Below are 24,349 nucleotides of genomic sequence, written 5' to 3'. Positions count from 1 at the left end.
GCCGAATCCTGTTCGACCCGCTCCTAGCGATCTGCCAGAACTTTGGTTCGGTCAGCTTCGGGGAGCGGCAGCCTCGAACGCGGGAAGTTTCGCACAATGCTGTGCGATCGCGTTGGCGCGCTGCAACGCGGCTACATCGGCATTCCAGCGGTGAGCGTTGTAGAACTGCGGCACTAGGCACAGATCGGCGATGGTCGGTCGGTCGCCGTGGCAGAAGAGGCCTGTAGCGGGACTGTCGAGAAGCGTCTCAAACGCGGCCAGCCCCTGGCCGATGAACTTCTGCATCCACGCGACACGCACCTCGTCGCCTCCGTTCGTCAAGGCCATTACATGGCCGACAGGACCAAGGTTGCAGACCGGATGGATGTCGGCGGCGATCGCCTGCGCCAGCGCCCGTACACGCGCGCGCTCGGCAGGGTCCGGCGGCAGTAGGCCAGAGCCCGGGCGGGTCTCGTCCAGATATTCGATGATGGCAAGCGACTGGGTTAGCCTCAGCCCGTCGATCTCGAGCACTGGCACTAGACCCTGCGGGTTGCGGGCCAGATGCTGCGGCGCCCTTTGCTCCTTCTCCAGAAGGTTGACGGGCACCGTCTCGTAGGGGATGCCGAGCAGGTTCAGCGCGATCCGCACTCGGTAGCTCGCCGACGAGCGCCAGTAGTCATAGAGAACAGGCATACTCATCGCGGGATCCGGCCCCGCGATGTGGCGACGCTTGCAGAAGGCGGCTGGCTATGGGGATTCATGCCTTGAACAGTTCCTCGGCATGCAGCCACTCGGCATGCTTCGGGGCGCGCTTGGTTTTCGACCACTCCTCCAGCATCTCCCGCTTCACCGCGTCGAGCCGCTCAAGCATCGCCTCTTCCTTCGGGTCCGGGCAGGATAACTCGATCCGGTGGCCGTTAGGGTCGGAAATGTAGATGGAATGGAAAATGGAATGGTCAGTGACGCCCAGCACATCGACTCCGCTCTTCTCCAGCTTGTCCTTGAAGGCCAAGAGCGTATCGCGATCCTTGACCATGAAGGCGATGTGCTGGACCCATCTCGGCGTGTTTAGGTCGCGGTCCATCTCCGGCTGCGTCGGCAACTCGAAGAAGGCGAGCTTACCGTCGCCCGCGCCAAGGAAGACGTGCATATAAGGGTCGGGCTCGTGGGTCGAAGGCACCTGGCTTTCGGCGATGGCGAGCACAAAGTCCATGTTGAGGTTGTTGACATACCATTTGACGGTCTCTTTGGCGTCCTTGCAGCGATAGGCGACGTGGTGGATTTTCTCGATCTTCATTTGAAATGGCTCCTCTGCCTTGGCCGTGGCTCCGGACACAGTTCCACCCGAACTACCTGCCATAACCCCTACTGCTGCGGGTCCGCCGCCGCCCGAAGCGCATCGCTCAACAGCCGGCGGTCGCCGATATGATTGGCCAGAAGCAGAACCAGCCGCGCATTGATGGCGTCACTTTCGGCTTTGCTTCGCCCTTCGTGCAGGGCCAATAGCTCAGCGTAGAAATCGTCCGGCTGCGGAATGTTCGGAGCCGTATTGAGTGTCGTCATCGCCAGTTTCTCCCATCAGCGTCCCGTGGCCTTCGCAAGCGCGGCTTCGACCTCCGTGCGGTCGAACGCGGTCCAGCGCGCGGCGACGTGTTGGTCGGGGCGCAACAGATAGACCGCCATGCCTTCATCGCCGAGATAGCGTTCCCTGAGCGCGCCGGTCGGATCGTCCGCAGCCGACAGGGCCAGCCGCTCGGCTGCAATGCCGCCGCTTTCGATCACGTCCGGCGCTTCGGCGTCGATGGTTAGAAGCTGGAAGCGGTCGCCCAGCCGGTCGAGCAGCCAGCCGCCCTTTACCGGCGCATCGACGGCCGGCGAGCCGGGTCGGGTGCGCGGCGGCAGCCCCTGCGTGTCAGGGCCGTTGAGCGGAGAGCCATCATAGGTGCACGGCACCGACAGCCGCCCGGAATTGACCAGCGGCCGCGCGAAGGCAAAGCGCTCGGAAAGATCGAGCACGGCATCGCGGAAAATCCGGCTCATCTCCGACTTCGGCGTAATGAAGTCTGTTGATCGGCTGGAGTTGAGGATGTTCTCGTCGGCGCCGTTGATACGCTCGGTTTCGTAGCTGTCGAGCAAGCTGTCGGGCGCCCTGCCGTCCATCACAAGCTTCAGCTTCCACACCAGGTTGTCTGCATCCTGCATGCCGGAATTGGCGCCGCGCGCGCCGAATGGCGAGACCTGGTGCGCCGAGTCGCCTGCGAACAGCACCCGACCGTGGCGGAACCTCTGCATGCGCCGACACTGGAAGGTGTAGATCGACACCCATTCGAGCGTGAATTTGGCGTCCTCGCCGAGCATTGCCTTTAGCCGTGGGATAACGTTCTCCGGCTGCTTTTCCCGTTCCTTGTCGATGTTCCAACCGAGTTGGAGGTCGATGCGCCAGACGCCGTCGGGCTGCTTGTGCAATAGCGCCGATTGGCCGCGATTGAAGGGCGGGTCGAACCAGAACCAGCGCTCGGTCGGAAACTCGGCTTCCATGACCACGTCGGCAATGAGGAAATTGTCTTCGAACACGCGGCCGATGAAGTCGAGCCCCATCATTGCGCGGATCGGTGAGTTGGCGCCATCGCAGGCGATCAGCCAGTCAGCACGGATGCGGTAGGGGCCTTCCGGCGTCTCGAGCGACAGCACCACTCTATCGCCGTCATGCTCTACCGCCGTGACCTTGTTGTTGCCGCGGATATCTATCGGCCGACCTTCGGCCGCTAGCGCGCGCACGCGGTCGACGAGGAATTTTTCGAAATAGTATTGCTGCAGGTTGATGAAGGCCGGCCGCCTGTGGCCGGCCTCCGGTAGAAGGTTGAACTCGTAGACCCGGCGGTTGCCAAAGAACACCTTGCCGACGTTCCAGATGACGCCCTTCTCCACCATCGGCTCGCCACAGCCCAGCCGGTCTAGGATCTCCAGCGGCCGCTTGGCGAAGCAGATGGCGCGCGAGCCGAAGCTGACCTTGTCGTTCTCATCCAGCACCACCACGGGAACGCCCTGGCGAGCGAGATCTATCGCGCAGACCAGGCCGACCGGCCCGGCGCCCACCACAACGACCGGATGGCGCACCGGCGTGGCTGCGTCCTGATCAGGCGAACGCTTGTAGGGATAAAGCGGCGTCTCGAATACCTTTGCCATGTTTCCTCCCGCCGGTTGCGTCCGGACCGCTAACCCTGAAGTGCGGCCCACATCTGCCGGTCACGCTCTGCGGTCCAGATGCGCGGCGTGTCGATGCCGCAAGCCTCGTCGTAGGCGCGGGCGACGTTGAAGGGCAGGCAGTGCTCGTAGATGGCGTAGGATGCGAATTTCGGATCGCACGCCGCGCGGGCCGCGTCCCACGCTTCCTTCAGAGAGCCGCCGCCCTGGGCTACCCGCGCCACCGGCCGGTAGGTGGAGGTGACGAAATCGGCAGTGTTGTCGAGCGCGGCATTGACCTTATCCGAACCCACCAGCGCGTCGCCGCGTCCCGGCGCGATCGCGTCGAGGTCGAACGACCGGATCGCCTCCAGCGTTTGCGGCCAGTCCGCAAAATGGCCGTCGCCGCAATAGCAGGCCGAATGGTACTCGACGATATCGCCGGTGAACATGACGTTGGCGTCGGGCACGAAGGCGACGATGTCGCCCGCCGTGTGTGCCCGGCCGATAAATTTGAGGTCCACGCGCCGCTTGCCGAGATAGAGCGTCAACCGGTCGTTGAAGGTCAGCGTCGGCCAAGTTAGGCCGGGGATCGACTCGTGGCCTTGGAAGAGGCGCGGAAACCTGCCGAACTCGGAGTCCCAGTCCTCCTGCCCGCGCTCGGCGACCATGGCGCGCGCCTTCTCCGACATGATCGTGTGCTGTGCACCATAGGCCGAAGCGCCTAGCACCCGCACGGCGTGATAGTGCGAAAGCACTACGTAATTGATCGGCTTGTCTGTGACGGTCCTGATCTTCTCGATCACCTTGCCGGCCAGCCGCGGCGTGGCCTGCGCGTCGATCACCATCACCGACTCGTCGCCGATGATGACGCCGGTGTTCGGGTCGCCCTCGGCGGTGAAGGCCCACAGGTCGCGGCCGATCTCGGTGAACGAGATCTTCTTCTCTGCCATATCGCCGGCTGATGCGAATTGCTTTGCCATAGTCTCATACTTCCTTCTTGTATTGCGTCACCGCTTGTTCGATCGCGCCAAAGATGGAGTGGCCGACCTTGTCTCTCATCTCGATGCGCGGACCATGCCGCCGAAGGCGCATGAAAGGCGTTTTCGCCGCGCCCTCCTCAATGATTTCGATCATGCGCATCTCGGCTATGAAGGAATAGCCGACGCGGCCATCCGTAACAGGCTCGCACGGCCCATCGCCAAGCTTGTTCGACACCGTGCCCGAGCCGATGATTGTGCCGGCGGCGAGTGGCCGAGTTTTCGCCGCTTGGGCGACCAGCGCGGGAAAATCGGAGGTCATGTCGATGCCGGCGTTGGCGCGTCCGAAGGCCATGCCGTTGAAGTCCACCGCCAGTGGCAGATGCAGCTTGCCACCGTCCCAAGCTGGCCGCCCGTAACCGATGCGAGTCGCGCCATTGCGACAAGCCTCTCGCGATCTTGCGACGTGTAGGCAGGAGCGAGTCGCAGGAACAGCGCCTCGCGATCACCTCGACCTCGCTGGTCTTGCGGATTTCCTCGCGATATTCGGACAGCTCCATAGCAATCTCTCTTTGGCTTCGCCTGTTCTTCGTGATCGCAGCGACTGCTCGCCCGCCCACGTTATATGCGGGAGCGTGTGGATTTGGGGTCGTAGACAGCCTGGGGGCGGACGGTGGCTGCGACGTCGTTCGGCAGACTGACGACCCGGCCATCGGTCACGAGATCGCGCTTCACATAAGCAAGCGCCAGTGGCCGGCCGACGGTATGGCCCATCGCCACCGATGTCACCTTGCCGATGGCGGCGCCCTCATGCGTGACCGTCGCGCCCATCTCCGGGAGGGCAGCCCCCTCGGGCAGTTCCAGCAGCACCAGAAGCCGCTCGGGGCCATCCTGTTTCTGCCGCTCGACGACGGCCTTGCCGGGGTAGTCGGCCTCCTTCGGCTTCACCGTCCAGCCGAGTCCGGCTTCGACGGGCGTGGTATCCTCGCCGATGTCACGACCCCAGATCGGATAACGCTTCTCGATCCTGAGCGATCCCATCGAGCCTGCGCCGCAGGGCACGAGGCCAAAGGGTTTCCCTGCGTCCAGCAGCGCGTCGTAGAAACTTTCGACATACTCTGTCGGTACCCACAGCTCATAGCCAAGTTCGCCGGTGAACCCGGTGCGCGTGACGACTACGCCCGGAATGTCTGCCACTGTCGCCGTCAGCAATCCGAACGCCGGCAATGCCGCGTTCGACAGATCCGCCTCGGTCACGGCAGCGAGACAATCGCGCGACCTCGGACCCTGCAGCGAAAGCGAGACATAGCGGTAGCCGAGCGAAACGGCGTGTACGCCATAGGCCGCGCCGCGCTCGCGCAGATAGGTTTCGACGCGATTCACCCGGTGCGGGGCCGGCACGACCCAGAAAACGTCCAGCGCGGGACGATAGGTTATGACATCGTCAATGTAGCCGCCTTGCTCGTTGAGGATGCCGCAGTAGACGCCTTGGCGGAGCGCGACCTTGGTGAAGTCTGCGACCAGCGTCTCGTTCAGGAAGCGTTCCGCCTCCGTGCCCGCGACCTCCACAAGGAACTGACCGAAAATCTCGAACAGGCCGGCGGCGTTGCGAACGGCCTCGTGCTCGGTCTTTGCGTCGGTGAAGACGTTGGCGGTGAGGAAATGCGCCTTCTCCGCCATCTGGGCGTTTCGCGCGAGAAATGCATGGTAGAGCGGTGTATGCTTGGCTGTCATTGCTGAAATTCCTGCATTTAGAAGAGCACAGGGCGCTCGCGGCGGAAGATACGGTCGGCGGGCTCGGTGCCGAGGATTTCGCGTGCGTGCCGGTGGCCGGAATAGACTGCAGCCTGGATCACGCCGGGGCAGTCTGCGTCGCCGACTATGCGATGTGCGAGGCCGCGTTCGCTGAGAGCCTGTGACAGCGCCGGATCGGGTAGCCGCGTCGTGACGGAGATCAGCGTGCGTCCTTCGATCATTGGCAGCTCGTCGCCAGTGTCGGAGCGGAACACCGACAATCCGCCCTCCTTCCAGGCGATCGCGGTGGTGTTGGGATGCATTTTGACCCCTGCCGATTTCAATTGGCCCAGCATGCGCGGCTGCTCCAGCGTCTGCGCCATCCAGGCTCCGAGTACAGGCAGCGGCGTGACGATGCTGACCGCATGCCCTTTGGCCGCGAGGTCCGCGGCCAGGGCGTTGGCCATGTAGTAGTGGTCGTCGTCATAGATGACGACTGGCCCCTCGATCGCCCCGCCGTCCATCACATCGTCGGGAGTCAGCGCCGTTCCCTCGAAACCCGGGATGGGATCGAGCCTCGTGCGTCCGGCCCCATCGCCAAGCCACAGAGCGCCGGTGGCAAGAAGGATATGATCCGCCCCGAATTCGGCGATCGCGTCGGCGTGGAGATCGCTGCCGGGATAGAGCTCCACATTTGGCATTTGCCTGAGTTGATACAGGCGGTAGTCCGCTACGCGCCCCCAAGCGGAGAGCCCTTTGATCCGTGACTCGCGGGCGACCCGGCCACCCAGTTCCTCGCGTCTCTCCGCGACCGTCACCGCATGACCCGCGCGCGCCAGCACTAGTGCCGCTTCGAGTCCCGCCGGGCCGCTGCCCACGATCAACGCAGACTCCGGCTTTACCACCTGCGGCACGCGCTCAGGGTGCCAGCCGCGGCGCCATTCCTCGGAGATCGTCGGGTTCTGGGTGCAGCGCAGTTCGACGCCAAGGGTCTCGGCCGAGACGCAGAAATTGCAGCCGATGCACTCGCGGATGTCCTCGATCCGCCCTTCACGGATCTTTGCCGGCAGGAACGGATCGGCGATCGACGGGCGCGCGCCTCCGATCAGGTCGAGCACGCCGCGCCGGATCTGACCTACCATCGCATCAGGCGAGGTGAAGCGGCCGACCCCGAGCACGGGCTTGCCTGTCACCTGCTTGACGAAGCTAGTGAACTCCTCCTGAAACCCTTCGGGGTCGTAGCGAGAGGTGCCGCTGTCTCGGCTCCAACCGGAGATATTCACGTCCCAGAGGTCTGGAAGCTCCGCAAGCGCCTCGACGACAGCACGACCTTCACCGGTGTTGAGGATGCGCTTGGGTCCCGACAGTTCATGCACAGCAAAGCGCACCGCCACGGCCATGTCATCTCCGGCTTCTTCCTTGGTCTCTTCCAGCACCTCGCGGAACAGCCGCAGGCGGTTGTCAAAACTGCCGCCATATTCGTCGGTTCGCCGGTTGTAGGCAGGCGACAAGAAGTGCCAGAGCACGGAGGCGTCGTGCGAGGCGTAGACATAGACGATGTCGTAGCCCGCCTGCTTGGCCCGCCGAGCAGCGGCACGATAATTTTCGCGCAAAGTGCGGATGTCGGCTTTATCCATGGCTCGCGCCATGAATGGCGCTTCCGCTTTCAGCGTCGGCACGACCGACGGCCCCATCGCCGGATAGCCGTTCGAGATGCCGCGCGAACGGATGCCGGTATGCGCGAGTTCGATCGAAGCCAGAGCCCCGTGCACGTGGATGCGGGCCACCGAGCGCGCGTGCGCCTTGACATCCTCGTCATCCCACAGCCGTTCGTAGGGAAGGCCCGACAGATCCGATGTCGGATCGATCTCGGAAAGCTGCATCGCCACGATGCCCCAACCGCCTTCGGCACGCGTCTCGCGGATGCCGATGGCACCGTTGGGCATAAGATAGGAGAACCCGATCGCGTGAGGCATCGACACCAAGCGGTTCGGCGCCACGACCGGGCCGATCTTCACGGGCTCGAACAGGATGTCATAGCGCGGGTCACGCGACATGGCGCTTGCTTTGTCTTGTTACCTTGATGGTGCCGTCGGCGATCCAGCCGTCGATGATCTCAAGAACCTTGTCCGAAAAGGCGAGGTCGTTGATATGGCAATCCACGACCGACAGTTTGATCGGGTCGGTCATGACCTTCCTATACTCGTCGACCATCTCCGCCAGCGCGGCAGGGTCGTGCGCGGGCATGCCTTCGGTGTCCCACGCGTGGATGCCGTGAGTTGGCAGCACGAAATGCACCGGTCCCTTGGCGGCTCTCAGTCGGCGGGCGACCTCGCGTGCAAGCTCGCGCCGCTCCTGCCCGGTCAGTGAAGCCGATGCGAGCAGTCGGTTGTGAGCATGATAGGGGCGGTCGCGGAAACGCTCGGGCACCGGCTGCCAGGTGGCGAAATCGATCATGTCGCCGAAACCTGGCGCGGCGATGATCGGTGTCCCGCGCCGGCCCGCAGCCATCATGCGATCCTTGCCGGCGTTGATGACGGACCCGACCATGAGATTGCCGATCTCGGCCACCGCCAACTCCAAAATGGCGGCGAAATAGCCCTGCGCGGCGAGGCTTTCCATCGCCATGCCGCCCATACCGGTGCCATGGAAGACGGCAACCGAGAAGCCACGGTCGATCAGCGGTTGGCGCAGGTGAATCATGTATTTCAGGGCCGACGATCCGAAGCTCATCATGCCGATCACCGGCCGGTCCGGATCGGGTGGCACCACCGCCCGTGCCGCGCCCAGCACGGCTCCCGCGGCCTGGCTGAGCGTCGCCTTGCAGATATCATTCAGACCATAGAGCCCACCCGCCCACAGGATCATCTGAATGTCGGCGGACAGTCTGTCGGGCGGGATCAGAGGGGAGAAGGCGATCGTCGAGATCACATATTTGGGCACCCCGATCGGCAGCGCCCGCGCGCAGTCCAGCGCCAGGTCCGTGCCCATGGTTCCGCCCACGGCAATCATGCCATCGATCTTGCCTTCGGCATGTAGCTTAGCCGTCAGCTTCGAGGCGCCCGTCGCCATGATCTGCATTGCAGTGTTCTCATCACCTGAGCTAACGGCTACCGCGATTGAGGAATCTGCCGCTTCGGCCACCTGGTGCTTCGAAATGTCGACCGGCTGAGGCGCGTCCCCCAACACACTGACATCCATGGTCAGAGCATTGCCGCCTTGCTTCTCGATGCAGCCCTGCAGAAACCTCAACTCATCCGACTTGGTATCGTAGGTCCCGATGATCAGGATCGTCTTTCCGCTCATGGGCTTGGTTCCCCTTGTTTGTTGTTTTTGCCTGGTTCGGCCCGCCGCGCATACGTTCGCCGGCAGGGTCATAGAATGGCGCGAGTTGCACGGTCAGGGGGAAATCCTGTCCAGCGACTCGGACCGTAAAGCGGCCTTCTTCGATCCACTGCTTCGACACCCCTTCAGGATTCTGAAGCGTCGCCATGCCCAAGGATTTGCCGAGCCGGAACCCCCAGGCGCCTGATGTCACATGGCCGGCCAACCGGCCGTCGTGCCAGATCGGCTCGTTGTGGATGAGGAACGGGCCATTCTCGGGTGTTGCTCCCTCCACCGCAATCGCTACCGTACGGTGTCGGGTTGCCGGTCCCGCCGCCTTCTGCTTTACCAGCGCCTGGCGTCCGACGAAGGGTTCGGCCTTGTCCAGCTTCACAGCGAAGCCGAGGCCGGCCTCGTAGGGCGTGTCGTCCTCGCCGATATCGTGGCCAAAATGACGGAACGCCTTTTCCATACGGCAGTGGTTCATCGCGAACATGCCGATATGGCGCAGACCGAGCGGCTCGCCCGCGGCCAGGAGCGCCTCGTAGACTCCCGCGGTGAATTCCGTCGGAATCAGCAGTTCGTATCCGAGTTCGCCGAGGAAGGAGCGACGGATAGCCCAGACGCGCGCATAGGCGAGGTCGATCTCGCGTGCGTCGCCGAACAGAAATGCTTCTTCCGCGAGGTCGTCCATCGAGATGGCCGAGAGAATTTCGCGGGAGCGGGGTCCGTGGACGGACAGCAGTGAAAAGGACGAGGTGGCGTCAAAGACTTCAAAGCGCCAGTCCGGATCGGAATGCGCCTTGATCCACGCTTGATCGCGAATCTGGCTCGGATGGCCGGTGACGATGACGAACCTGTCAGGCCCGATGCGGGTCGCGGTGATGTCAGCCTCAATGCCGCCGCGCTGGTTGAGGAACTGCGCGTAGACCGATGTTCCGACCGGCACATCCATCTCGGCGCCGCAGACCCGATTGAGAGCGCGTGCGGCGTCCGGCCCTTGAACAAGAATCTTGCCGTACATCGACTGGTCCAGGAGTGCGGCCGCGTCGCGCGCGGCCTGGCATTCCGTTTCCACCAGCGGGAACCATTCCTGCCTGCCAATCGACGGCTCAGTCGGCCACCCTTTGCCTGACGTATCGAAATACATCGGCACTTCCCAGCCGATACGCTCAGCGAACACCGCGCCTTTCGCCTTCAGCCGATCATGCAACGGAATCCGGCGCACGCCACGGGCGGTCTCGATCTGCCGGCCGGGCCAGTGCAGGCCCCAGTGCAACCCGACCGCTTCGGTGACGCGCTCCGCGTTGTAGGCGGCATTGACCTGAAAGGGAAGCGCGCGGGCGGCGAGCATTGACCCCATGCCGCGCGAAGGCAGACCGTCAATCAGCCACTCGGCCATGGTCAAGCCGACCCCACCGGAATTGAGGATGCCGTTCGAGTTCATGCCTGCGGCAACGAAGAGCCCAGGCATCTCCGGCGCTGGGCCCAGATAGGGCCGACCATCCGGCGTGAAGCTCTCAGGGCCGTTGAAGAAGGTCTGCACGCCGAATTCGGCGAGGCCCGGCATGCGGGCAAAAATCGTCTCGAGCACGGGCTCCAGATGCTCCATGTCGAAAGGAAGCTCGTCGAACTCGAAGCTATCGGGAATGCCGTCGCGGCCCCACGCCTTGCCGCGAGACTCGAAGCCGCCGATCAGAAGCTTGCCCGCGTCTTCCTTCGCGTAGATGCGCTCCTCCAGCACCACAAGCCCAGGCAGCGTCTTCGACAGGTCCGGTATCGCCTCCGTGACGATGTAGAAATGCTCGGCCGCGTGCAACGGGACAGTGACACCGTGAGCCTTGGCAAAGCGGGCCGACCACATACCGCCGGCGAGTAGCACCTTTTCGGTTGCGATGGTGCCGCGCTCGGTCTCCACTGCGACTACACGACCGTTGCGGGTGACGATCCGCGTCGCGGCCGTGTTCTCGAACACCAGACAACCATTGGAGCGAGCGCCCCGCGCGAAGGCCTGGGTGACGTCGAGTGGATTCACCTGTCCGTTTGAGGGAACGAAGAAGCCGCCTAGCACGCCGTCATAGTCGGCCCAAGGCCATTTCTCCTTTAACTCTTCCAGACCGAGCAGATGGCTTTCGATGCCGACGCGCGCCGCATGGTCATGATTGCGGCGCAACTGCTCCAGCCGGACCGCCGACAGCGCAAGATGGATGGTGCCGTTCTGCTTGTAGCCGGTGGCCTGCCCTGTTTCAGCTTCGAGTTCGGTGAACAGTCGCGCGGTGTATTTCGACAGTTCCGTCTGGGCTCCTGACTCGCGCAACTGTCCAACGATGCCGGCTGCATGCCATGTGGTACCAGACGCGAGTTGCTTGCGCTCGAGCAGCACGGCCCCCGCCACGCCGCGCTTGGCGAGATGATAGAGGGTCGATGTCCCGATGACGCCGCCGCCAATGATGACGACGGGTGCGTGATCAGGAGGGGTCTTGCGGTCATTGAAGATACTCTTTCACAGCTGAATCCATGCCGTCTTGAGATCCGTGTATTTGTCGAGAGCGTGGAGCGATTTGTCGTGTCCATTGCCCGATTGTCTCACCCCACCGAGCGGCACGGTGCCGTCTGCGCCGCCGTAGGTGTTGACGTGGACGAGGCCCGCCTTGATCGCTCGGACCATGCGGTGGGCGCGGGAAAGGCTCGACGTCCAGACGGCGGAGGCGAGACCGTAAGGCGTAGCGTTCGCAATGCGGACGGCGTCGGCCTCGTCGTCGAACGCGATCACGCCAAGGATCGGGCCGAACACCTCTTCGCGGGCGAGAGTCATTTCCGGCCGCACCGCGTCGAAAATCGTAGGCGTCATGTAGAAGCCGCCGGTGTCCCGCAAGATACGCTTGCCGCCGATCTTCAGATTGGCGCCCTCGAGGCCCGCCTTCTCGACATGCGCGAGGTTCTTGGTCAACTGTTCGAGGCTGTTGACGGCGCCAGCCTCGGTCGTAAGGTCGAGCGGGTCGCCGACCTTCATCTTGGACGCAATGGCAGCGACCTTCTCCACGAATTCGTCCTGGATCGCGCGTTCGACCAGCAGGCGCGAGCCGGCCACGCAAACCTGACCGGAGTTTCGGAAGATGCCGTAGGCTGAAACCTTTGCGGCCTGATCCAGGTTCGGCGCATCTGCAAAAACCATGTTGGGCGATTTACCGCCGAGTTCGAGATAGACGCGCTTGAGGTTGGAACGCGCCGAATATTCGAGGAGCCTGCGGCCGACGTCCGCTGAACCGGTGAAGGCGAGCACGTCGATGTCCATGTGGAGCCCGAGCGCTTCGCCTGCGACCGCACCGCGGCCGGTGACGACGTTGAGGACGCCGTCGGGAAGTCCGGCTTCTGCACAGATCTCGGCCAGGCGCAGAAGCGACAGTGACGCTGTCTCGGCCGGCTTGAGCACAACGGAATTGCCGACCGCGAGTGCCGGTGCGATCTTCCAGGCGCCGATCATCAAGGGGAAATTCCACGGCACGATCGCCGCGATGACACCCACCGGTTCCCGGTGAACAAGGCCGAGCATATTCTGGGCCGTCGGCGCGATCTCGCCATAGACCTTGTCGATGGCCTCCGCGTAGTAGCGGAAGGTACCGGCCGCACTGCCCAGTTCAGCCTTCAACGCCATGGATATCTCGGTTCCGTTGTCGCGCACGCCAAGCACAGCGAGCTGAAGGGCGTACTTCTCGAGCAAGTCAGCAATGCGATGCAGAACCTTCTTGCGCTCGGAAGGAGCCGCGCGCGACCAGCCGCCATGTTCGTAGGCTGTGCGCGCAACTTTGACCGCAGCGTCCACATCGGCGGCGCCGGCGGCTGCGATCGATGTCAGAGGCTGGCCATTGATCGGCGAAACGACCTCGAGGGTTTCGCCACCTTCAGCGTCTTGCCACTTCCTCCGATAAAGAGGCCCTGCGGCGGGATGGAGTTCAAGCGCAGGGCATCGATACTCTCTTGGACCGACGCACTATCCATGGCTAGCCTGCCCTCCTCACCTTGTCGTTGTTGATCACAGCACGCTCGCCAGTCGATTTCCTACCCATGCCGGCAGCTTGAACAGCGGCGCCCTCTGCCTGGCCATCATGTGTCCTTTAAGCGCCGCAACGTCGCCAGCTATTCGTGTGGCATGCGATGATTCATGTGTGTATCATCGGTTCAATATTATCACCGACGGTGAGAATAATGTTGCAAGAGGCTCGGTTTTCTGTCAAGAGGTATTTGGAAGTGCAAAAACGAGCGCATCAAAAGGGGCGAAACCCAAGCGCCAGAGTGGGAATTGACAGGGCTTTGTGAGCCCTCAGCATGAGGAGAGACGCATGAAAATTTCAGATAGCTGTTTCAGACTGCTGGCGCTGGCCGGCATAGGCGGAATGATTGCGACCGCCACCGCGACCCATGTACGAGCCGAAGATAAAGCCGCCTTTCCTTCTTTGGAGGAATTGTACAAGGGCACATACCAGGGCCCGCCGACCAGTGCGCCAAAGCCCGTCACCGGCAAAAAGATCTGGGTGATATCTTGCAGTCAGGATGTCAGCCTTTGCGCAGCGCAGGCCCAAGGCATTACGGAGGCCGGAAATCTCCTTGGTTGGAAGACCACCGTTTTTGATGGCAAATATGATCCCGCCACACAGGGCAATGGCATTCGCCAGGCCATCGCGGGTAAGTATGACGCCGTGGTCATCGCCGGAGCCGATTGCGCCGGCATCAAAGCGCCGCTTGAGGAAGCCCGTCAGGCGCAGATGAAGGTTGTCGGTATCGAAGGCGCCGATTGCAATGTCACAAACCCAGGCGAGCAGCCGCTATTTCACGGCGAGGTCAGCTATGTCGAAGGCGATGTTATCTCTTGGGTGAAGAAATATGGCGCCTGGCAAGCGGACTACATAATCGCCAGAACCGAGGGTAAGGCGAAAGTTATCGTTTTCGTCAGCGACGAAGTCCTCATTTCTAAACTGAACAGCGAGGCGACGATCGCGGAGCTTAAGCGCTGCCCTGGGTGCGAAGTGTATGAGGTCAAGTTCAGCTATGCCTCGCAGGGTCCGGAATTGCAGCAGCTGGCCGAACAGGCGCTGCTTCGCTATCCGAATGCCAATGGAATCGCAGTACCTGCCGATTCGCTCATTCTCAGCGGAATGGGTTCGGCGATCGAAGCCTCCGGCCGCGATATCATCGTTATGGGTGCCGAGGGCCAGCAGGCAACCATGGACTTGGTGCGCAGTGGCAGCAAGCAAGTGACTGCGGGGGTCGGAATCCCAAGTGTGTGGGAGGGCTATTCTGCTGTCGATAATCTCAACCGGCTGTTTCAGAATCAGGATCCGGTCGGCTCTGGCGCAGGCCTGCAGGTGTTCGACAAGGATCACAATGCTGGAACGTCTGGGCCATTCAGTGCATCCGTCGACTTTGTAGCCGGGTTCAAGAAAGCCTGGGGCCTCGCACAGTGATGCCCGTGCCGTCTGCCGCTCTCAAAGTTACGGATATCGCCAAGAGGTTCGGTGCGACCCGTGCTCTCGCGGGCGTTTCGATGACCGTAAGACCTGGGTCGATTCATGCTCTGCTCGGCGGCAACGGCTCGGGCAAGTCCACTCTGATACGCATTCTGGCCGGCGTCGATCGCGCCGATGCTGGCCAGATCGAAGTCGGCGGCGCACAAATCGACGCTGGGTCCTTGACCGCCAGCCTCGCGCGAAAGCACGAGATTCATGTTGTTCATCAACATTCCTCCACCTTTCCGCATCTGTCTGTTGCCGAAAATCTGTCGCTGGGGCGAGGATATGAGGCCAGCATGGGAGGTCGGATCCGATGGCCGGCCGTGCGCGAGCGGGCCCAAGGGTGCTCACTCGCTTTGGCATCGAGGCGAGCCCAGACCAAATCCTGTCGTCCCTGCGCCCAGCCATGCAGACGATGGTGGCAATCGCACGCGCGCTACAAGATCAGGAGGGGAGCACGACCGGCCTTCTCATACTCGATGAGCCGACGGCAACCCTATCTTCAGCCGAGGTGGCACGCCTCGCGCAAGCTCTCAGGCGATACGCGGCCGCGGGCCAGACCATTATCGTCGTGACCCATAGGCTTGATGAGGTGCTCGACCTTGCAGATCACGTTACCGTCTTGCGCGACGGGAAGGTGGCTGGAGATTTGCCCCGCGACGAGATCACCCACGATATACTGGTTCAGTTGATCGCTGGAAGTCCGCTTGCGGTTTCTGAAAATCGGGGCCCAACTTGCGTGACGGACCGGGTTCTGCTGGAAGCGAAGAACCTTTGCCTGGGGCCACTCGTAAATGTGAACCTGTCGGTCAAAGTGGGCGAGGTGTTGGGGATCGCGGGACTGGTTGGATCAGGCAGGACGTCCTTCCTACGCGCGGTATTCGGGCTAGCTCGGCCAAGCGCGGGCACCATGCTGTTTGATGGATCTGGCTACAACCCAGTTGATCCCGCGGACGCTGTTCAGCACGGGATTGCCTACGTACCGGAAGACCGTCTTGCGGACGGCACGTTCCCAGGGCTCTCAGTGGCAGGGAACATCTCCATGGCAAGTCTCGATCGGTACTGGAAAAGTGCCCGTCTGCGTGCCAAAGCCGAAAAACGGGACGCAGCCGCCATAGCTGACTTGGTAGGGTTGCGACCACGCAGGACCGACCTCGCGATTAGCCAGCTCTCCGGAGGCAACCAGCAAAAGGTTGTAATCGGCCGCTGGTTGTTGAGAAGGCCCCGTTTGCTTCTTCTGGACGAGCCAACACAAGGTGTCGACGTTGGCGCCCGCGCCGATATTCATCGGCTCGTGCGCGGCGCGGTGTCTGAAGGAGCAAGCGCGGTGGTCGTCTCCTCCGATTTTTCAGAATTGGCCGAGCTGTGCGATCGCGTAATCGTATTGAACCGCGGCCGCATCATCGCCGATGTGACCGCAGGCGAACTGACAAGCGACAATCTTCAACGACTCGCCCATATGAGGATAGCGGCATGAGTGACCCGACCGTGACCCAGGTTCGCAAGACGGCGGCCGGCCCCTCTACCAGCCGCGTTACCGGACTGATCATCCGCTACGCAGAGGCTTACACACTCGTCGGCCTGATGCTGCTGATCGCGGCCGTCTTCTCGGTTCTGCCTGCAACGAGCGAAACCTTTCCGACGGCGGCCAATCTTCGGATCGTCATAGCCAATCAGACGGTTTTGGCGATCGTTGCATTGGCTGCCTTTATACCTCTCATCACCAACGAGTTCGACGTAAGCGTTGGAGCAAATCTCGGGTTGGCTTCAATTCTCGCGGCGTCGGCGATGTCGATTGGCGTGCCATGGCCGGTTGCGCTCTGCATCGCCGCAGGCGTCGGCGCGTGCGTGGGCGTCGTCAACGGCCTATTGATCACTTGGGCGGGGATAAACTCGCTGATAACGACTTTAGGCACCTCGATCATCATACACGGAATCGTCGTGTGGAAGACGAACGGCGTAAGCATCGTCAGCAACATCCCACCTGCGCTCACGCGCTTCGGATCCGGTGCTGTATTCGGAGTGCCGTTGCCGCTTTTCGCCCTGTTGGTGGTCACGATCGCAATCGCCTATCTGGCGTATCACACACCGTTCGGCCGTTACATGTATGCTATTGGCTCGAATGCGTCCGCCGCTCGTCTTGTCGGGATCAACACCAAACGAATTCTTTTCCGGAGTTTCGTGCTGGCCGGATTGCTGGCAGGGCTCGCAGGGTTTCTTCAGGTATCGAGGACCGGCGGAGCCAACCCGAGAGTCGGAGAGGCTTTTACATTGCCGGCGCTGGCGGCTGCCTTCTTGAGCGCCGCCTCGATCAGGCCAGGCGTCTACAATGTGTTCGGAGTGGTTGTGGCTGTCTTCTTCCTTGCCACTCTCAACAGTGGATTGAACCTCGCTGGTGCTGACGTTTATGTGAACGATCTGATCAACGGGTGCGCACTGATACTCGGTGTCGGACTCGCCCGTTTTCTGGGACGAAATCAAGTTTGAGGATCTCCGTGACAGAGTTATTTCTCACGACCGGGGACGCCGGTCAACGTGGCGGACGGAGCACGGTCTCATGAGTAAAACCATGGGGACTGTGGACAAAGCCCTGATTTTGCTGGAATTCTTTTCGGTCGCGGAACCCGAATGGGGATTGAGCGAACTGGCTCGCGAAGCCGGGCAGGACAAAGCCACAACCTTGCGGTTGCTTAACAGCCTGATGCGTGGCGGTTTCGTCGAGCAGCATTCAGCTACCAAGAAGTTTCGGCTCGGAAGGAACATCCTGAAGCTCGCCCGAGTGCGTGAGGCAAGCTTTCCGATCGCCTCGGTAGTAGAGCCGGTGCTTGAGGCGCTAGCTGCCCAAACCAGCGAGACAGCACATGCCGCGCTTGGCTCCGGAACTGGTATGATAACGATCGGCATTGCCGAGCCGCAGCGTTCGACGAGGGTGTACGTTGATCCATCGCAGCGGCTGCCGTTCCATGCCACCGCGTCCGGAATCGCGTATCTCGCCTTTGCGGATGACAGGATGCTCGACGCGGTCCTCGCGGATGGAGACTTCAAAAAGCACACTAGTCAAACCGTGCGGACTGCCGATGATCTACGCCGGCTTCTTGCGGACACGCGGGAAAAGGGTTTCGCTATTTCGGCGCGAACCTTTGAGGACGAGGTCGTCGGTATTGCCGTCCCATTCTTCGACGCAACTGGCCAGGTCTACGGAACGATTGCCGTTGCATCGGTGGCCTCGCGCTTGACATCGGAGGGGGAACGCTCAATTGCCGCGGCCGTTCGGAAGGCTGCCAACGAAGTCACTACGACGATTGGTGGCGAGATTCCGGACGAGATCCGTGATGGGGAGGAAGCCACAGCATGATCGAGACAGCACAGGCGCTGGTCCTCGACTTCGGGGGCGTGATCTCCAAGTCTCTTTTCGAGACGCACCAGCAGAGTGAGCGGGCGCTCGGACTGCCGCCGGGCACGCTCGGCTGGCGCGGGCCGTTCGATCCCGACACCGATCCGCTCTGGCGTGCCATGCAGGCCGGTGAGATCTCGGAGCGTGACTATTGGTACAGGCGTGCGCATGAAACGGGAAGGCTGGTCGGGGAGGATTGGACGACGCTGCCTGAGTTTCTCCGGCGCGTGCGCGGCGACGATCCCGTCTCGGTCATCAGGCCGGAAGCGTTGGCCGCGATCGAAGCAGCAACGGCTGCCGGGAGAAAGCTCGCCATACTGTCCAACGAACTCGACCTCTTCTACGGCGCCGACTTTCGCGAACGTTTGCCCTTCCTGGCCGACTTCGACGTCGTCGTTGACGCGACATACACGCAGATTCTGAAGCCAGATCCGCGCGCATATCTGATCGTGACGAGCGCGCTTGGACTCGAACCCGCCGCGTGCGTTTTCGTCGATGACCAGTTCAAGAACGTGCGCGGCGCGCTGTCTGTCGGAATGAACGCGATCCAATTTGACGTGCGCCGGCCCGCGGAAAGCTATTCGGAAGCGCTTCGGTTACTAGGACTGAACGCCCAGACGGAGGACCAATATGGTGGTGCATGACAGCAATTTTCTGAAAGAGAATAACGCCAGGCATCTCTGGCATCCAATGGCGCATCCAGCCGAGATGCGCGCGCACCCGCCCAAAGTGCTGGTTGGGGCCGAGGGCGTGACTCTGACTGACGTCGACGGCCACCGCACGCTCGATGCCGTCGGTGGACTGTGGAACGTGAATCTCGGCTATTCCTGCGATCCCGTGAAGAAGGCGATCGCCGACCAGCTCGACGCGCTTCCCTATTATTCTGCCTTTCGCGGCACCTCCACGGGATCTGCGGTCGAACTCTCGTATGAACTCGCTGAATGGTTCAAACAAGACGGTCTTGTGCGCAGCTTCTTCACGTCCGGGGGCTCCGACAGCGTAGAGACCGCGCTCAGGTTGGCACGGCAGTACCACAAGATCCGCGGCGAGCGCGACCGCACCAAGTTCCTAAGCCTCAAGAAGGGCTATCACGGCACGCATTTTGGCGGGGCCTCGGTAAACGGCAACACCAATTTCCGACGCAACTATGAGCCGCTGCTGCCGGGCTGCTTCCAGATTGCGTCGCCCTATCTCTATCGCAATCCCTTCAACGAGACGGACCCGGCAAGGCTGGCCGAGCTGTGCGCTGCAGCGCTTGAAGACGAGATCGCTTTTCAGGGCGCCGACACCATTGCCGCGTTCATCATGGAACCGGTCCTGGGTGCGGGCGGCGTTATCCCGCCTCACGAGAGCTTCATGCCCAAAGTACGCGAAATCTGCGACAGGCACGGCATCCTGCTCATAGCCGACGAGGTCATAACTGCCTTCGGCCGTACGGGTGCCTGGACGGGATCTCGTCTTTGGGGCGTGGGGCCCGATCTCACCTGCACGGCAAAGGCCATCACTAACGGCTACTTCCCCTTCGGCGCGGTGATGATCTCGGAGAAGGTGGTCGATGTGTTCGAGAACGACGCGACAGTATTCGGTGCGATCGGCCATGGCTACACCTATTCGGCGCATCCGGTCGGGGCGGCAGCCGCACTTGCCTGTCTGTCCGAAATGAAAAAGGTGAACGTGACGGCTAATGCTGAAGTGCGCGGCGCTGAGTTGCTTGCCGGTTGTTTGGCTCTCAAGGAAAAGCATGAACTGGTCGGCGATGTGCGCGGCAAGGGGCTGATGGTGGCGTTGGAACTCGTCGCCGATCGCTCCACGAAGAAGCCGATCGACAAGAAGGTCATTGGCCTGGTCTTCGAGCGGGCTTACGAGGCGGGAGTAATGATCCGCATCTCAGGTAACAACATCATCCTGTCCCCTCCGCTCGTTATCACGGCCAGCGACGTGAAGAAGATCGTCGCGGCAATAGACGAAGGGCTGGCGGCCGCCTGATTTGAAGGAATTTGCCGCAATGAAAGTTTTGGTACCCGTGAAGCGAGTTGTGGACGCCAACGTCAAGGTCCGGGTGAAAGCCGACGGACTGGGCGTCGAGCTTGCCAACGTCAAGATGGCGATGAACCCGTTCGACGAGATCGCGGTCGAGGAAGCGATCCGCATCAAGGAAGCCGGCAAGGCGGAAGAAATCATCGTTGTCTCGATCGGCCCGCAGCAGGCGCAGGAAACGCTCCGCACCGCGCTCGCCATGGGCGCCGACCGCGCCATCCTGGTCAAGACCGACGAGCAGACCGAGCCGCTGGGCGTCGCCAAGGTGTTGAAGGGCGTGGTCGAGGCGGAGAAGCCCGGCCTCGTCATCCTCGGCAAGCAGGCGATCGACGACGATTCGAACCAGACCGGCCAGATGCTGGCGGCGTTGCTCGGATGGTCGCAGGGCACCTTCGCCTCCAAGATCGAGCTCGCCGGCGACAAGGCCAAGGTGACGCGCGAAGTCGACGGCGGTCTGCAGACGGTCGAGTTGAAGATGCCGGCGATCGTCACCGCCGACCTGCGCCTCAACCAGCCGCGCTATGCTTCGCTGCCGAATATCATGAAGGCCAAGAAGAAGCCGCTCGACGAGAAGAGCCCGGCCGACTTCGGCGCCGACGTCAAGCCGCGCCTGAAGGTGATCAAGACCGAGGAGCCCGGCGGCCGCAAGGCAGGCGTCAAGGTGAAGTCGGTGGCCGAGCTCGTCGAAAAGCTGAAGAACGAAGCCGGCGTGCTCTAAGGAAATCCGATGAGGCCGGCCTGCAAACGGCTGGCTTCTGCGCTTCCGGTGCTCACGTACGGTTGTACGCTCCGCTCCGGTTCTCGAAACCAACCGTTTTCGGCTCGGCCTGGATGGATTTCAGGGAGCCTCGGAGACGAAAGTCAGGGATAAAACAATGGCAATTCTCCTCATCGCCGAACACGACAACGCAAGCCTTTCCGACCAGACCGCCAAGGCGCTGTCGGCGGCGCTCCAGATCGGCCCGGAAGTCGACGTGCTGGTGGCCGGCAAGGCCGCCAAGGGCGCTGCCGATGCCGCCGCCAAGCTGAAAGGTGTTCGGAAGGTGCTGTTGGCCGAAGCCGACGAACTTTCCGAGCGCTTGGCCGAGCCGACCGCGGCTCTCGTTGTGTCGCTTGCGGGCGGCTATGACACGATCATCGCGCCGGCCACCTCCGCCGGCAAGAACATCGCGCCGCGCGTCGCCGCCCTGCTCGACGTCGCCCAGGTGTCGGAAATCATCGAAGTGGTCTCGCCTGACACCTTCAAGCGGCCGATCTATGCCGGCAACGCCATCCAGACCGTCCAGTCGACCGACGCCAAGAAGGTCATCACGGTGCGCACCGCCTCCTTCGCGGCAGCGCCGGAAGGTGGTTCGGCCGCGGTCGAGACGGTCAGCGCCGCCGCCAACCCCGGCCTCTCCTCCTTCGTCGAGAACAAGCTTTCCGAGAACGATCGGCCGGAGCTGACCTCGGCCAAGATCATCATCTCGGGTGGCCGCGCGCTCGGCTCCTCGGAGAAGTTCCAGGAAGTCATCCTGCCGGTCGCCGACAAGCTCGGCGCCGCGGTTGGCGCGTCCCGCGCCGCAGTCGACGCCGGCTATGCCCCGAACGATTGGCAGGTCGGCCAGACCGGCAAGGTGGTCGCGCCCGACCTCTACATTGCCGTCGGCATCTCCGGCGCCATCCAGCATCTCGCCGGCATGAAGGACTCCAAGGTGATCGTCGCCATCAACAAGGACGAGGAAGCGCCGATCTTCCAGATTGCCGACTACGGCCTCGTCGGTGATCTCTTCGAAGTGCTGCCCGAGTTCAAACAGGCGCTGTGAGCACTTACAGCCGAGCGACTATTCAGAGGGAAAAATGACCAATTGCAATTTCGTGCTCAACCTATCGTGCGAAGACAAGCCGGGCATCGTTGCCGCGGTAACGACCGAACTAGCCGCATCCGGTGCCAACATAGGCGAGAGTGCGCAATTCTGGGACCGGCATACCGACCGCTTCTACATGCGTATTGCCTTCACGCTGCCCAAGCGCGTTTCCAAGGAGGACATCGAGCGCGTTCTGAAGCCCGCAGTCGAGCGATTCGGTCTGAAGACCACGATCGCCGATCAAGCGTACCGACCCAGGATCATCATCATGGTCTCAAAGTTCGACCACGCGATGCTGCATCTGCTCTACCAGATCCGGGTCGGCTGGCTCGATGCCGAAGTCGCTGCCATCGTCTCGAATCACGAGGACAGCCGGCGCACTGCCGAACTGGAAGACATCCCCTACCACTACTGGCCGGTCAATCGGGACAACAAGGCCGAGCAGGAGGAAAAGCTGCTCGACCTGGTGCGCGCGACTGGCGCCGACCTCGTAATCCTTGCGCGCTACATGCAGGTCCTGTCGGACAATCTATCTAAGCGGCTCTACGGAAAGGTGATCAACATCCATCATTCCTTCCTACCGTCTTTCAAAGGGGCGAAGCCCTACCACCAAGCGCACACGCGTGGCGTCAAACTCATCGGCGCGACCGCCCATTACGTGACGCCGGACCTGGACGAGGGCCCGATCATCGAGCAGGAGACTGAACGCGTCACTCATGCCATGAGCGCGGATGATTTCGTGGCCACCGGCCGCGACGTCGAAAGCCGAGTCCTCGCTCGGGCTGTCAAGCTGCATCTGGAGGGCCGGGTGATGTTGAACGGGCGCACCACCGTGGTCTTTTCGCAATAGCCGCATCAAGTTTCACTCCACTGTTGTCGAATTGGCAAATGATCGAGTCGTGTGATGCGGCACCTGACGTGACAATTCGCCGGAGGTTCCCATGAGGCGCTGCGATCGACGCGCGCGGGGTGTCGAAACGGCTCCGCGAGGCAGGAACTGAAGCTAGCAATCTCGAACAATGAGCGGCAAAAGGCGACCTGGATGGTCAGTCAGGAGCTCGAATCTTTTCGGGTACGTCCACAATTCCAATAAGTTAGCGAACCCATCCTTTCAAATCGCCGATTTGAAACGGTTTTGCACAGTCGGATACTGGGACTGCGAGAAAGAGGATTGCGATCGGTGGGTGGCTATGTGTCTCGGCTATCGCAACGCTGAAAGTGATTGGTTATTGCCGCTGAAAAAGGTGCGCTGATCGCCAGAGGCCCTGTTCCACAGAATCGATTGAACAGGGCAAACGACCAGACCGTCCATCTAGCTATTTTCGTGTCTCAGCCGAGTAGTCGCGCATAACTGCGGCTTGTATCGAAGCGCAACGGAGGCCGAAACCGACACAGAGCTTGGCTGGGGGTTGAACCGCACAAGTCACAAACCTTTTCGCCACGGAGCACGAGACGGCGATAGCCAGCCCCAGACGACCTATCTGGCCATACGACCTAGAGGTTAGCTGTCGAGAGCCGGATTCAGTCGAGTGAAGACGACAGCTTGGCGGAGTTGTCGGAGCCAACCGGCAGCTTACTTATACGTTGTGCCGAAACCGGACTGGCTGCAAACGGCCCCATTGCGGACATTTGGAGGGACAAGCGACGAACGTGTCATTGGTTCGTGAAACATCCACAACATTGCTGGGCCATCGCAATCCGGAAGTTAACAAGATGCGCTCGCAACCTTCAAATTCCAAAGCTGAATCAGTTATTTAGTGAAAAGTCGCACATTGCAGCAAGTACTCACAATGTGCGGGAAGCGATGAAAAACCCAGCAAAAACAACCAACCGACCGCCGCACAATGTGCGCCCTTTTATCTTGCCGTCTTAATCGGTCGCATTTTGAGAGACTTGATTGCCATCGTCGTTCCTCCTCCAATCTACGATAATACACTATTCTATGCTCTACACCACGATCCCGTACTCTTGCGTTGAGTTCCGACGCGCCGTGCAGTCTCCCGCGCTCTGCGACGGCGTAGCAGCGCTGCTTATTTGCAGCACGCGAACCGTCGTGGCGCACTTTCCATCGGAGTGACGGAGCAGCGTCACAGGCAATCCGGCGCGGTCCGGCCGTCTCGCGATCGGCGCGGCCGCAGGCAATGTATGGCCCGCCCCGTCTGCAAGCAGAATGTATTGGATGGAACAACCGCTCTGCACCAATGTATCCGGCCTAGACGCTCTGCGCGCCCTGCCAAGATGAAGATCCGCGCGCCAGGCTCCTAACAAGATACACGACCTCGAAAGGGCCGCTGCCTGCCGACAGGTTTGCCGAACGCCGATCAACCGTTGTGCCATCTCTATGTACATCTTCCCGCAGAC

At 61.7% G+C, this 24,349-nt stretch carries 18 protein-coding genes and 3 pseudogenes; 10 read left to right on the top strand and 11 right to left on the bottom strand.

Annotation, left to right across the window (positions count from 1 at the left end; translation table 11 throughout):
* Window positions 1-51: 51 nt before the first annotated feature.
* From maiA to ACVDG8_RS24215, 11 genes and pseudogenes are all read right to left on the bottom strand, one after another.
* The gene (gene maiA / locus ACVDG8_RS24265) at window positions 52-681 is read right to left on the bottom strand and encodes a maleylacetoacetate isomerase (RefSeq protein ID WP_447256974.1); all 630 of its coding nucleotides are present in this window, start codon (window positions 679-681) and stop codon (window positions 52-54) included.
* Window positions 682-739: 58 nt separating this feature from the next.
* Window positions 740-1,279, bottom strand: a complete 540-nt coding sequence (locus ACVDG8_RS24260; RefSeq protein ID WP_455707246.1) for a VOC family protein — start codon at window positions 1,277-1,279, stop codon at window positions 740-742.
* 68 nt (window positions 1,280-1,347) lie between these two features.
* A complete protein-coding gene (locus ACVDG8_RS24255) occupies window positions 1,348-1,545 on the bottom strand; it encodes a DUF2783 domain-containing protein (protein WP_292321253.1) in 198 nt (65 codons plus the stop codon).
* Between the two features lie 15 nt (window positions 1,546-1,560).
* Window positions 1,561-3,168, bottom strand: a complete 1,608-nt coding sequence (locus tag ACVDG8_RS24250; RefSeq protein ID WP_455707245.1) for an FAD-dependent oxidoreductase — start codon at window positions 3,166-3,168, stop codon at window positions 1,561-1,563.
* Window positions 3,169-3,197: 29 nt separating this feature from the next.
* Window positions 3,198-4,148: an MBL fold metallo-hydrolase gene (locus ACVDG8_RS24245; RefSeq protein ID WP_447256972.1), complete on the bottom strand. Its 951-nt coding sequence runs from the start codon at window positions 4,146-4,148 to the stop codon at window positions 3,198-3,200.
* 4 nt (window positions 4,149-4,152) lie between these two features.
* Window positions 4,153-4,551 (bottom strand): annotated as a pseudogene (locus ACVDG8_RS24240) (fumarylacetoacetate hydrolase family protein); the annotation flags it as partial.
* Between the two features lie 215 nt (window positions 4,552-4,766).
* A complete protein-coding gene (locus ACVDG8_RS24235) occupies window positions 4,767-5,879 on the bottom strand; it encodes an aminomethyltransferase family protein (RefSeq protein ID WP_447256971.1) in 1,113 nt (370 codons plus the stop codon).
* A 17-nt stretch (window positions 5,880-5,896) separates the two neighbouring features.
* Window positions 5,897-7,936 carry an oxidoreductase gene (locus tag ACVDG8_RS24230; protein WP_447256970.1) on the bottom strand — a complete coding sequence of 680 codons (2,040 nt, stop codon included), beginning with the start codon at window positions 7,934-7,936 and terminating at the stop codon, window positions 5,897-5,899.
* Window positions 7,926-9,185 carry a Tm-1-like ATP-binding domain-containing protein gene (locus ACVDG8_RS24225; protein ID WP_447257430.1) on the bottom strand — a complete coding sequence of 420 codons (1,260 nt, stop codon included), beginning with the start codon at window positions 9,183-9,185 and terminating at the stop codon, window positions 7,926-7,928. Before ACVDG8_RS24225 ends, ACVDG8_RS24230 begins: the two co-directional genes overlap by 11 nt.
* Window positions 9,133-11,637, bottom strand: coding sequence for an FAD-dependent oxidoreductase (locus ACVDG8_RS24220; protein ID WP_455707856.1), 2,505 nt, complete (start codon window positions 11,635-11,637; stop codon window positions 9,133-9,135). The genes ACVDG8_RS24225 and ACVDG8_RS24220 overlap by 53 nt, the downstream gene beginning before the upstream one ends.
* A gap of 69 nt (window positions 11,638-11,706) precedes the next feature.
* Window positions 11,707-13,202 (bottom strand): annotated as a pseudogene (locus ACVDG8_RS24215) (aldehyde dehydrogenase).
* Between the two features lie 341 nt (window positions 13,203-13,543).
* Between ACVDG8_RS24215 and ACVDG8_RS24210 the strand changes: the two are divergent.
* From ACVDG8_RS24210 to purU, 10 genes and pseudogenes are all read left to right on the top strand, one after another.
* Window positions 13,544-14,665, top strand: coding sequence for a substrate-binding domain-containing protein (locus ACVDG8_RS24210; protein ID WP_447256967.1), 1,122 nt, complete (start codon window positions 13,544-13,546; stop codon window positions 14,663-14,665).
* Window positions 14,665-14,982: pseudogene (locus ACVDG8_RS24205) on the top strand (ATP-binding cassette domain-containing protein); the annotation flags it as partial. The gene ACVDG8_RS24210 and the pseudogene ACVDG8_RS24205, both read left to right, overlap by 1 nt.
* 41 nt (window positions 14,983-15,023) lie before the next feature.
* Complete coding sequence (locus ACVDG8_RS24200) at window positions 15,024-16,187, top strand: ATP-binding cassette domain-containing protein (RefSeq protein WP_455707244.1); 1,164 nt, start codon at window positions 15,024-15,026, stop codon at window positions 16,185-16,187.
* Window positions 16,184-17,197 carry an ABC transporter permease gene (locus tag ACVDG8_RS24195; RefSeq protein ID WP_447256965.1) on the top strand — a complete coding sequence of 338 codons (1,014 nt, stop codon included), beginning with the start codon at window positions 16,184-16,186 and terminating at the stop codon, window positions 17,195-17,197. Before ACVDG8_RS24200 ends, ACVDG8_RS24195 begins: the two co-directional genes overlap by 4 nt.
* Window positions 17,198-17,267: 70 nt before the next feature.
* A complete protein-coding gene (locus tag ACVDG8_RS24190; protein ID WP_447256964.1) occupies window positions 17,268-18,065 on the top strand; it encodes an IclR family transcriptional regulator in 798 nt (265 codons plus the stop codon).
* Window positions 18,062-18,748, top strand: a complete 687-nt coding sequence (locus ACVDG8_RS24185) for an HAD-IA family hydrolase (RefSeq protein ID WP_447256963.1) — start codon at window positions 18,062-18,064, stop codon at window positions 18,746-18,748. Before ACVDG8_RS24190 ends, ACVDG8_RS24185 begins: the two co-directional genes overlap by 4 nt.
* Window positions 18,741-20,090 (top strand): aminotransferase class III-fold pyridoxal phosphate-dependent enzyme, encoded by a 1,350-nt coding sequence (locus ACVDG8_RS24180; RefSeq protein WP_447257429.1) that lies wholly within the window; start codon window positions 18,741-18,743, stop codon window positions 20,088-20,090. Before ACVDG8_RS24185 ends, ACVDG8_RS24180 begins: the two co-directional genes overlap by 8 nt.
* Window positions 20,091-20,109: 19 nt before the next feature.
* Entirely contained in the window at window positions 20,110-20,859 is a 750-nt protein-coding gene (locus ACVDG8_RS24175; protein ID WP_447256962.1) for an electron transfer flavoprotein subunit beta/FixA family protein, read from the top strand.
* Between the two features lie 157 nt (window positions 20,860-21,016).
* Window positions 21,017-21,946, top strand: a complete 930-nt coding sequence (locus tag ACVDG8_RS24170; RefSeq protein WP_447256961.1) for an electron transfer flavoprotein subunit alpha/FixB family protein — start codon at window positions 21,017-21,019, stop codon at window positions 21,944-21,946.
* A 34-nt stretch (window positions 21,947-21,980) separates the two neighbouring features.
* Window positions 21,981-22,838, top strand: coding sequence for a formyltetrahydrofolate deformylase (purU, locus tag ACVDG8_RS24165; RefSeq protein ID WP_447256960.1), 858 nt, complete (start codon window positions 21,981-21,983; stop codon window positions 22,836-22,838).
* Window positions 22,839-24,349: the final 1,511 nt, after the last annotated feature.

The sequence above is a fragment of the Mesorhizobium sp. ORM8.1 genome, assembly GCF_053005525.2.
This window is presented reverse-complemented; position numbering and strand designations above follow the sequence as displayed.

What these genes read in the sequence shown, in the direction of transcription:
- maiA (WP_447256974.1), bottom strand. Translation starts at nt 681, where the DNA reads ATGAGTATGCCTGTTCTCTATGACTACTGGCGCTCGTCGGCGAGCTAC.
- ACVDG8_RS24260 (WP_455707246.1), bottom strand. Translation starts at nt 1,279, where the DNA reads ATGAAGATCGAGAAAATCCACCACGTCGCCTATCGCTGCAAGGACGCC.
- ACVDG8_RS24255 (WP_292321253.1), bottom strand. Translation starts at nt 1,545, where the DNA reads ATGACGACACTCAATACGGCTCCGAACATTCCGCAGCCGGACGATTTC.
- ACVDG8_RS24250 (WP_455707245.1), bottom strand. Translation starts at nt 3,168, where the DNA reads ATGGCAAAGGTATTCGAGACGCCGCTTTATCCCTACAAGCGTTCGCCT.
- ACVDG8_RS24245 (WP_447256972.1), bottom strand. Translation starts at nt 4,148, where the DNA reads ATGGCAAAGCAATTCGCATCAGCCGGCGATATGGCAGAGAAGAAGATC.
- ACVDG8_RS24235 (WP_447256971.1), bottom strand. Translation starts at nt 5,879, where the DNA reads ATGACAGCCAAGCATACACCGCTCTACCATGCATTTCTCGCGCGAAAC.
- ACVDG8_RS24230 (WP_447256970.1), bottom strand. Translation starts at nt 7,936, where the DNA reads ATGTCGCGTGACCCGCGCTATGACATCCTGTTCGAGCCCGTGAAGATC.
- ACVDG8_RS24225 (WP_447257430.1), bottom strand. Translation starts at nt 9,185, where the DNA reads ATGAGCGGAAAGACGATCCTGATCATCGGGACCTACGATACCAAGTCG.
- ACVDG8_RS24210 (WP_447256967.1), top strand. Translation starts at nt 13,544, where the DNA reads ATGAAAATTTCAGATAGCTGTTTCAGACTGCTGGCGCTGGCCGGCATA.
- ACVDG8_RS24200 (WP_455707244.1), top strand. Translation starts at nt 15,024, where the DNA reads ATGGCCGGCCGTGCGCGAGCGGGCCCAAGGGTGCTCACTCGCTTTGGC.
- ACVDG8_RS24195 (WP_447256965.1), top strand. Translation starts at nt 16,184, where the DNA reads ATGAGTGACCCGACCGTGACCCAGGTTCGCAAGACGGCGGCCGGCCCC.
- ACVDG8_RS24190 (WP_447256964.1), top strand. Translation starts at nt 17,268, where the DNA reads ATGAGTAAAACCATGGGGACTGTGGACAAAGCCCTGATTTTGCTGGAA.
- ACVDG8_RS24185 (WP_447256963.1), top strand. Translation starts at nt 18,062, where the DNA reads ATGATCGAGACAGCACAGGCGCTGGTCCTCGACTTCGGGGGCGTGATC.
- ACVDG8_RS24175 (WP_447256962.1), top strand. Translation starts at nt 20,110, where the DNA reads ATGAAAGTTTTGGTACCCGTGAAGCGAGTTGTGGACGCCAACGTCAAG.
- ACVDG8_RS24170 (WP_447256961.1), top strand. Translation starts at nt 21,017, where the DNA reads ATGGCAATTCTCCTCATCGCCGAACACGACAACGCAAGCCTTTCCGAC.
- purU (WP_447256960.1), top strand. Translation starts at nt 21,981, where the DNA reads ATGACCAATTGCAATTTCGTGCTCAACCTATCGTGCGAAGACAAGCCG.